Source organism: Mucilaginibacter sp., from assembly GCF_028288105.1.
GTDB lineage: Bacteria > Bacteroidota > Bacteroidia > Sphingobacteriales > Sphingobacteriaceae > Mucilaginibacter.
On the sequence record NZ_JAQBOI010000285.1, the window covers coordinates 1 to 7863 of the forward strand.

Annotated in this window: 6 protein-coding genes and 1 pseudogene; 3 read left to right on the top strand and 4 right to left on the bottom strand. The window is 41.0% G+C overall.

The genetic code is table 11. The features are described 5' to 3' along the window. Window positions 1-43 precede the first annotated feature (43 nt). The 3 genes from JWQ85_RS19005 to JWQ85_RS19015 all read left to right on the top strand — a co-directional run bounded on the left by JWQ85_RS19005 (window position 44) and on the right by JWQ85_RS19015 (window position 2943). Window positions 44-625 carry a sigma-70 family RNA polymerase sigma factor gene (locus JWQ85_RS19005; RefSeq protein ID WP_299470767.1) on the top strand — a complete coding sequence of 194 codons (582 nt, stop codon included), beginning with the start codon at window positions 44-46 and terminating at the stop codon, window positions 623-625. After that, window positions 622-1128: a hypothetical protein gene (locus tag JWQ85_RS19010; RefSeq protein ID WP_299470768.1), complete on the top strand. Its 507-nt coding sequence runs from the start codon at window positions 622-624 to the stop codon at window positions 1126-1128. Before JWQ85_RS19005 ends, JWQ85_RS19010 begins: the two co-directional genes overlap by 4 nt. Before the next feature lie 960 nt (window positions 1129-2088). Beyond that, the gene (locus tag JWQ85_RS19015; RefSeq protein ID WP_299470770.1) at window positions 2089-2943 is read left to right on the top strand and encodes a DUF2911 domain-containing protein; all 855 of its coding nucleotides are present in this window, start codon (window positions 2089-2091) and stop codon (window positions 2941-2943) included. 40 nt (window positions 2944-2983) lie between these two features. On the opposite strand, the gene JWQ85_RS19020 is transcribed toward JWQ85_RS19015, so the two are convergent. From JWQ85_RS19020 to JWQ85_RS19035, 4 genes and pseudogenes are all read right to left on the bottom strand, one after another. Beyond that, on the bottom strand, window positions 2984-3925 hold the full coding sequence (locus JWQ85_RS19020; protein WP_299470772.1) for a cation diffusion facilitator family transporter: 942 nt from the start codon (window positions 3923-3925) through the stop codon (window positions 2984-2986). 245 nt (window positions 3926-4170) lie between these two features. Beyond that, on the bottom strand, window positions 4171-5868 hold the full coding sequence (locus JWQ85_RS19025) for a sodium:solute symporter (protein WP_299470774.1): 1698 nt from the start codon (window positions 5866-5868) through the stop codon (window positions 4171-4173). Between the two features lie 111 nt (window positions 5869-5979). Beyond that, on the bottom strand, window positions 5980-6180 hold the full coding sequence (locus tag JWQ85_RS19030; RefSeq protein WP_299470776.1) for a hypothetical protein: 201 nt from the start codon (window positions 6178-6180) through the stop codon (window positions 5980-5982). Window positions 6181-6412: 232 nt separating this feature from the next. Continuing rightward, window positions 6413-7863: pseudogene (locus JWQ85_RS19035) on the bottom strand (LmbE family protein); the annotation flags it as partial.

Here is a 7863-nt window from a genome sequence, read left to right on the forward strand (position 1 = left end):
TGTAACCTAACTCGCCGGCATGTAGTCAGAGAGGTTGTATAATATGCAAAGCAAGCTTTCAGATATTGAATTAATAGAACAAACCCTTGGAGGTAACCAATCGGCCTATGCTGATCTGGTTAGGCGCCACCAGCGTTTTGTTTTTACATTGGCTTTGCGTTTTGCAAAAGGGCGGGAGGATGCCGAAGAGATTGCGCAGGATTGCTTTATAAAAGCGTATCGCTCGCTGTCATCTTTTCAGCAGCAATCAAAATTCAGTACCTGGCTGTACAGTATTGTTTACACCACGGCTATGACGTTTTTGCGAAAAAAACGAATTGATACCTCTTCTATTGATGATGACGAAAGTTACATACAGATAGAGGGTAAGCCCAGTGGTTATGATGAGTACAACGTAGAGAATAAATCGCGCTCGTATTATTTAAACCAGGCTATAGAACAACTATTGCCTGATGATGCAACTATTATAACCATGTTTTATAAAGGCGAACAATCCCTTGAAGAAATTGCGCAGGTAATGGGGATAGAAGCCAATACGGTTAAAGTAAAACTATTTAGGGCGCGCCAACGTTTGAAAGAAAAGCTGGAGCGTAATTTAAAACACGAAGTTAAGGAGCTGATATGAACAGTATAGAAGAAAAACTTTGGAACTACATTGATGGAACCTGCCCGCCCGGCGAGCAGGAAGCCATTGCTACGCTCATTGAACAGGACGAAGTATATCGTAAAAAGTACAATGAACTGCTGCAGCTGAATAATGAATTCGCGGCAATAGAAATAGAAGAGCCATCTATGGCTTTTACTTACAATGTAATGGAAACCATACGAACGGAGCATGCAAAACAGCCACTAAAAGCTACTATAGATAAACGTATTATTTTAGGGATCTCGGCATTTTTTGTACTAACATTAGCCGCATTGCTTATATATGCGTTAAGTACGGTAAACTGGTCTGCAGGGAGTGGTTTTAAAATGCCCGATCAGTTAAATGTAACTCAGTTAAAGGTTACGCACATAAGCAGTTACTTTACAGGCCCGGTTGTAAAAGGGTTCCTGTTTTTTGATGTGGTGATGGGCTTGTTTTTACTGGATAGTTATTTGCGACGTAAAAGCATTACCAGGGAATAAATGTCAGGTTTTGTGTATAAATTGTCGTATGCCAATACATGCCGTTTAAAACGGAAGGCATTGAGGGTTGAATATAATGGCACTCATTACGTCATAACGACACATTTGGCACAAAGTTAACAATGTGTTATTTTTTGGTATAGTATTTGTACTAACACTTGCATACCGGCAATCTTGCCGGTTAATTGTGATAAGGTTTAGGTTGAAAGTCTCCCGACGCAAGGTTGGGAGGCTTTTATTTTTTTCAGGGTATTTCATAATATAAGCAACCGCTTTTCGTTAATAGGATCGATGAAATTCGCAGCCCTTATATTAGCACTTTGCATGATGTTAATTTCCGCTATCCCGGGGAAAACATATGCCGAGGGTAGTTATCTAAAAAAGGACTGCTGTCATAAAACAAGTAATAATACATCACATCAACAAAAAAACAGGTGTAACGGGGGGATGTGCAGCACTATGTTATACTGTAGTAATTGCTGCTATTTAGTAGTTGATGCTATTACTGTTAAACCCGTAATTCCGGTTTTAGAAAAATCGACCTATATATCTTATCCTGCCAATAATTTAACCGGCTATTCACTTTCATGCTGGAACCCTCCAAGGGTTTAATAATAAAGCTATTAGCCCCAATAACTGCGGGTATTATTTATTATTAAATCATTTTAAAATTAAGATCATGAAAAAATTTATTTTCATCACTATGCTGATGATGTTCTCTATAGGTTCTATTTCTTTTGCTAATACCCCTTGTTGCAACAGTAAAATGAATAAATGCACCAAATGTGCAAAGTCTTGCACTAAACCAAATTGCTTAGAAACTTGTGGTAAAGTATGCAAGTCTTCGGGCGAGTGTAATAAAACATGTAAATAATAAAAAGCCGGGCCCCATAGCCCGGCTTTTTTCTTTTCACCAAAAATTCATCTTACAATCATTAACTTCGTGATAAATTATTGATAATGAAAAAAACCTTTACATATGTTTTTACCGTGCTATTGGCATGTGTAACCTTAAGTACTTACGCGCAGGAACAGCCCCGTATCCCCGAGGCCAGTTCAACTCAAACAATTATTCAGGATTTTGGATTAGGTAAGGTCACCGTTACCTATTCGCGCCCAAATGTTAAAGGGCGTAAAATATTTGGGGGTATAAACCCTTACGGCCAGGTTTGGCGTACCGGTGCAAACGCTGCTACTACTATTACCTTTAGCGAAAATGTATTGGTAGAGGGTAATAAAGTGCCGGCGGGTACCTACTCATTGTTCAGCATTCCTGAGCAAAACAGCTGGACCATCATCCTTAATAAAACTGCCAAGCAATGGGGTGCATACAGCTATAAACAAGCTGATGACCTGTTACGATTTACTGTAAAACCGGTAACTGTTAAAGAGAAACGCGAAACTTTTACTATGCAGTTTGCCAACTCTACTACTAAAACTACCGATTTGTATATTGTTTGGGACCATACCGCGGTGCCTATGCATTTGCAAACAGATGATGATGCACAGATAACGGCCAACATTGATAAATTAATGCAGGGTGATATTAAAAAACGCCCATACTTTAATGCTATACAGTATTATTACGAAAACGATAAAGACCTGAAAAAAGCTATGGTTTGGGTATCAGAAGCTGAAAAGCTTGAGCCCAATGCCCCTTGGTATAAATTGTGGAAAGCACGCATCCAGTTAAAAATGGGCAATAAGGCAGCTGCTATTACTACCGCACAGCAAGGTATAAAATTGGCCAAAGCAAGTGATGATGATGAATATGTGCGCCTTAATGAGGCAGTTATTGCACAGGCAAAAGACTAATAGTCAGTTTGGTATGTATGGAAAGCCTTAAACCTAAAGTTTAAGGCTTTTTTATTTCAAATAAATTATTGGGTACACGGGTATAGGTTTGGGGTTGCACAAAAACCAGTTTGATAAGCGGGAACTCGGTTTTTATAGCCAGCCGCACTCGTTCTATCGATGCGGTAATATCTTCTGTATCTATGTCCGGTTCAAACTCTACTATCAGCATTAGTATCACATCATCTGGCGCCTGGTAGGTAGATAGTATATTTACCACGCGAATTACGGCTTCATCTTTTTCTACAAGCAAGCGTATCTTATATTGGGTTTGGGGTGCAATGCCTTCGCCCATTAACAGGCTTCGGCTTTCTCTTGCCAAAATGGCAGATACAAAAACCAGCAGCAGCCCTACCAGTACCGATGCAACACCATCCATATAATGCATATTGTAATTATGGCCTATCAGCATAAAAACAAATACGATGGCAAGGCCAAGTACTGCGGCTCCATCTTCAAACAATACCAAAAAGCTGGATGGATCTTTACTTTTTACGATAGCCGCCCACCAGGTTTGGCCGTTACGCAGTTTATCAAATGCTTTAATGGCGATAATAAGAGATGTCCCTTCAAATATGGCCGACATGGCCAAAACCATGTAATTCCAAAACGGATCTGTAACCGGTTCGGGTTTAATAATATGTATGATGCCCTGGTAAATAGATATACCACCTCCTAAACCAAAAATGAGTATAGATACGATGAACGACCAAAAGTAAAGCTCCTTGCCATAGCCGAACGGCCTTGTGCTGTCAGCGGGTTTGTGGCTGCGTTTTAGGCCGTATAACAACAGCACCTGGTTAACGGTATCCACCATTGAATGGATGCCTTCGGATATCATAGATGAGCTATTGGTGAAGCCCCCCGCAATAAATTTAGTTACAGCAATAAGCAGGTTGGCCGCCAGCGCGCTGTAAATAGATGCATTGTTTTTAGCTTTCATACGTATATAGTACTAATGCTAAAAATGCGGATGTGTTTGTTTGGATAGGATTTTATTAAGCCCGGCTTTGTTCAAGGTAGCTCCGCTGGAGCTAAAAATCATTTTCATTTACTATAAACAGGATACTCCTACGGAGTTATTACAATAGATATGGCTTTCAATTAATTATTGGGTGGTTACTATCTGCCCCATCGGGGCATCCTGTTTATAGAAAAAAGAAAAATAAGCAATCAGCTCCGGCGGAGCTATCTAAAGGAAAATTTATTCTCTTTGAAAAAGCCGTTCAGCGCCCATGCTACAATGATCACCCCAATACAGCCAATAGCATTTAGCCACAGATAAGCCACCGTATCGTAATAACCCATTACACATATTAAGCCTTCGGTAATAACTGCGGCTATAAATACGGGTGTGCCCTTTATTTTCTTCAAATAAAAAGCGACAATAAATACCCCTAAAATAGTTCCATATATATAGGAGCCTAACTGATTCACCGCTTCCAGCAGGTTGCCAATTTTACTTGCATAGAGCGCCATGCAAATACAAACCAGCCCCCAAAATACAGTTGCCAGGCGCGATGCCGTAACATAGCTGTGGTCAGACTCATTAGGTTTTAAGATCCTTTTATAAATATCAACCACGGTTGTTGATGCAAGCGCGTTTAGTCCGCTTGCGGTTGAACCCATTGATGCCAGGAAAATGATAGCTATGAGTAACCCTATTAACCCCTGTGGCAGGTAATGCGTAACAAAAGTGAGGAACACATAATTGGTATCGTTTACATTATCGTTACCACTGTTTTTTTTAATTACATCAATGGCACTATTACGAACGTTATTAGCTTGCTCTTCTGCGGCTTTTAAATCGGTTCTGGCCAGGGCTATTTGCTGTTCATCCTTACTCTCAAATGCTTTAACAAGGCCCTCTGTTTTTGTTTTCTTTTGATTGAAGGCATCGGCATATTGCTTTTCCAGCTGGTTAAACTGCGGGGCATATTGGCTTTTCTTTACTTGTTCAACCTCGTAATTATTAAAGAATACCGGCGGGCGGTTAAATTGGTAAAAACTGAATACCAGTACACCTATCAGCAGTATTAAAAATTGCATAGGTATTTTTATCAGGCCATTCATGATCAGCCCCAGCCGGCTTTGCCCTACCGAGCTACCTGTTAAATAGCGCCCAACCTGGCTTTGGTCTGTACCGAAATAGGATAGCTGGAGAAAGAAACCGCCGATAATACCGCTCCAGATATTATATCGGTTGTTGGCGTCAAACTTCCAGTCGATAACATTCATGCGGCCCATGTTGCCGGCCAGTTTAATGGCTTTTGTAAAACCTACATTTTGCGGCAGCAGCATCACCACAAAAACACCTGCCATAAACATCCCTGTAAATATGATGCTCATTTGCAGCAATTGGGTGTACGATACCGCTTTCGACCCGCCATAAACGGTGTAGAACAAAACCAGGCCGCCAATAAACAATGTGGTGTAAGTAGTATTAATATGTAATATGCCCGATAGAATTATTGCCGGTGCATAAATGGTTATAGCGGTTGACAGCCCCCGTTGTATCAGGAATAAGATAGAGGTAAGTGCGCGGGTCTTCAGGTCAAAACGCTTCTCTAAAAACTCGTAGGCGGTATAAACCTTAAGCTTATGGAAGATAGGCACAAAGGTGATACACAAAACGATCATGGCCAGCGGCAGGCCGAAGTAGAATTGCACAAAGCGCATCCCATCGCTGTAAGCTTGGCCGGGGGCGGATAGAAAGGTAATAGCACTGGCCTGTGTAGCCATAACAGATAGCCCGACATGGTACCAGGGCAGCGAACGATTGCCCAAATATTGGTCAATGTTTTTACTGCTGCCGCTTTTCCATACGCCATAGGCAACTATGGCAAGCAGGGTGGTGCCTAAAACTATCCAATCGATTAAACTCATTCAAATGATTTTGTAATGAGCCAAAATATGAAAATTAAAAAAACCAGCCATACGATAACAATACCGTAAAACTGGTTCCAGTTTTTTATAAAAGAAGGGAGATCGGTATTATCAGACCTCTTCACGGCCTTTCACCAGAAATTTTATGAAGATAGCAGCGGTTAATAAACCTAAAACACCACCTGCAGGGATCCAGATAAAGCCTCTTTCAATAATTGCGCCTACGAACATGCCGCTAACTAAAGCTACAAGGTAAAATACGTAATCGTAGTTTTTTTCTTCTTCGTGATGAGGGTGATGATGATGAGACATAGTATGTATTTAATATTCGGATGCAAATTTAAATTATTAAACCATTGATGCCTAATGATTTTTTACAAAGACATAATTTAATAAGGAGGCTCCGATGGAGCCAAATTCCAACAATATATTTTCTATAAACATGCGGCGCCTATGGAGCCATGTGCACTTTTATTAAAGCTCCATTAGGAGCATCCTGTTTATAGCAAACAACAAATAAGTTAGGCTCCATAGGAGCCACCTATTAATTTTTTGGCTTACTTAATAAATTAATAAATAAACGATAGGCTCCAGGAACACCTGCAGGCAGTTCTCTAAAAAACACCAGCGAGGTATAAACATAACGCCCCTTACCATAGTTGGCTACAATTAAGGCCCCGTTACTTGCTGATGCATCAGGGTCATTCATTTGCAGCGGTGCTTTATACTGCGGATCGATGCTTGATACCATATACACACTGCGCTCCTGTACCCAGCCTTTAAAATCGTCCTGGGTAATAATGTTAGGGTAATTTAATACCTCACTGTTTTTATCTAAAATAGTAACCGGGGCAAACTCATCTGTCACCCTTTCATTAACTACCCTAAATGGGTATGGGCCAAGCTCGCGGGTTACCAGGCCATTGTTGTTATTGTATTGTACAACAAGGTTGCCGCCATTTTTAACATATTCCAAAAGCTTGGGTTGTTCATAAGTCAGGCGGCCGTTTACGTTATAGGCACGCACACCGGTTACAATGGCGTCGTATATAGATAGGTCGCCATTGATGATCTCGTTCTCGCTTAGCTGGTGTACATCATAACCAACTTCGCGCAGGGCATCGGGTACCAAATCTCCGGCGCCGGCTATATAACCAATTTTTTTGCCGGCTGTTTTTAGGTCAATGTTTACCAGTTTGGCTTGTGCCGGTGGGAAGATAGTAATGGCGGGCACGTGGGTGTATTTAATATTCAGTAATCCTTGCGAGAAAGATTTGCCGTTTGCCGTAGCAATAACCTCAAAGTTGCTGGTATTGGGTTTGCTATCGGTTGGGGTAACGCTGAAAGCTACTGTCCATTCATCGCCTTTATTTTTGTCGGTAAAATCAATCTTCTGCGGACTGATCTTCCAACCCGCAACAGGTTTTATGCTGATACTACCGCTTGCATTGGTAAAGGCTTTTAGTTTCACCTGTACGCTTTGTGGTTTGGTATTATTAAACACGTATACCTTATCTGCAATATTAGCGGTAACCGGCGGGGTTATTTCTAAGGGTTGATAAATCTCGCCACGGGCAGGGTCTACGTATTTAAATACCAGTTTGCGATTGTAATTAATTTCTTTTCCCCCAATGGTAAAGCTATAAGTTACTATAGGCGCGTCCGGATTTTCCGGGTTGCCAACTTTCAGATCATCATTAATAGTATAACTGCCAATTTCATGGGGCGATTCCAGCCAGTAAGGTTGCGATATTTTCTCTGCTTTTAGTTTAAAAGGAATGGTTTGCAATTGCCCTTCGGCTAATGCACCATCTTTAATCACAAAAGAATTGGACTGTGATGTGCTGAAACCGTCGAATTTAACATCAGCATTTGACTGTTTTATAGCCTGTATCCGTAATGCAATGGTATCGCCAACGGCGTACGAAGCATCATTACTATAAGCCTCGAACCATAAACCCGCGCAAGCGGCAATCAAATCTTTTAACTCCTTGG

Coding starts and splice junctions, on each gene's coding strand:
- JWQ85_RS19005 (WP_299470767.1), top strand. CDS start 44: ATGCAAAGCAAGCTTTCAGATATTGAATTAATAGAACAAACCCTTGGA.
- JWQ85_RS19010 (WP_299470768.1), top strand. CDS start 622: ATGAACAGTATAGAAGAAAAACTTTGGAACTACATTGATGGAACCTGC.
- JWQ85_RS19015 (WP_299470770.1), top strand. CDS start 2,089: ATGAAAAAAACCTTTACATATGTTTTTACCGTGCTATTGGCATGTGTA.
- JWQ85_RS19020 (WP_299470772.1), bottom strand. CDS start 3,925: ATGAAAGCTAAAAACAATGCATCTATTTACAGCGCGCTGGCGGCCAAC.
- JWQ85_RS19025 (WP_299470774.1), bottom strand. CDS start 5,868: ATGAGTTTAATCGATTGGATAGTTTTAGGCACCACCCTGCTTGCCATA.
- JWQ85_RS19030 (WP_299470776.1), bottom strand. CDS start 6,180: ATGTCTCATCATCATCACCCTCATCACGAAGAAGAAAAAAACTACGAT.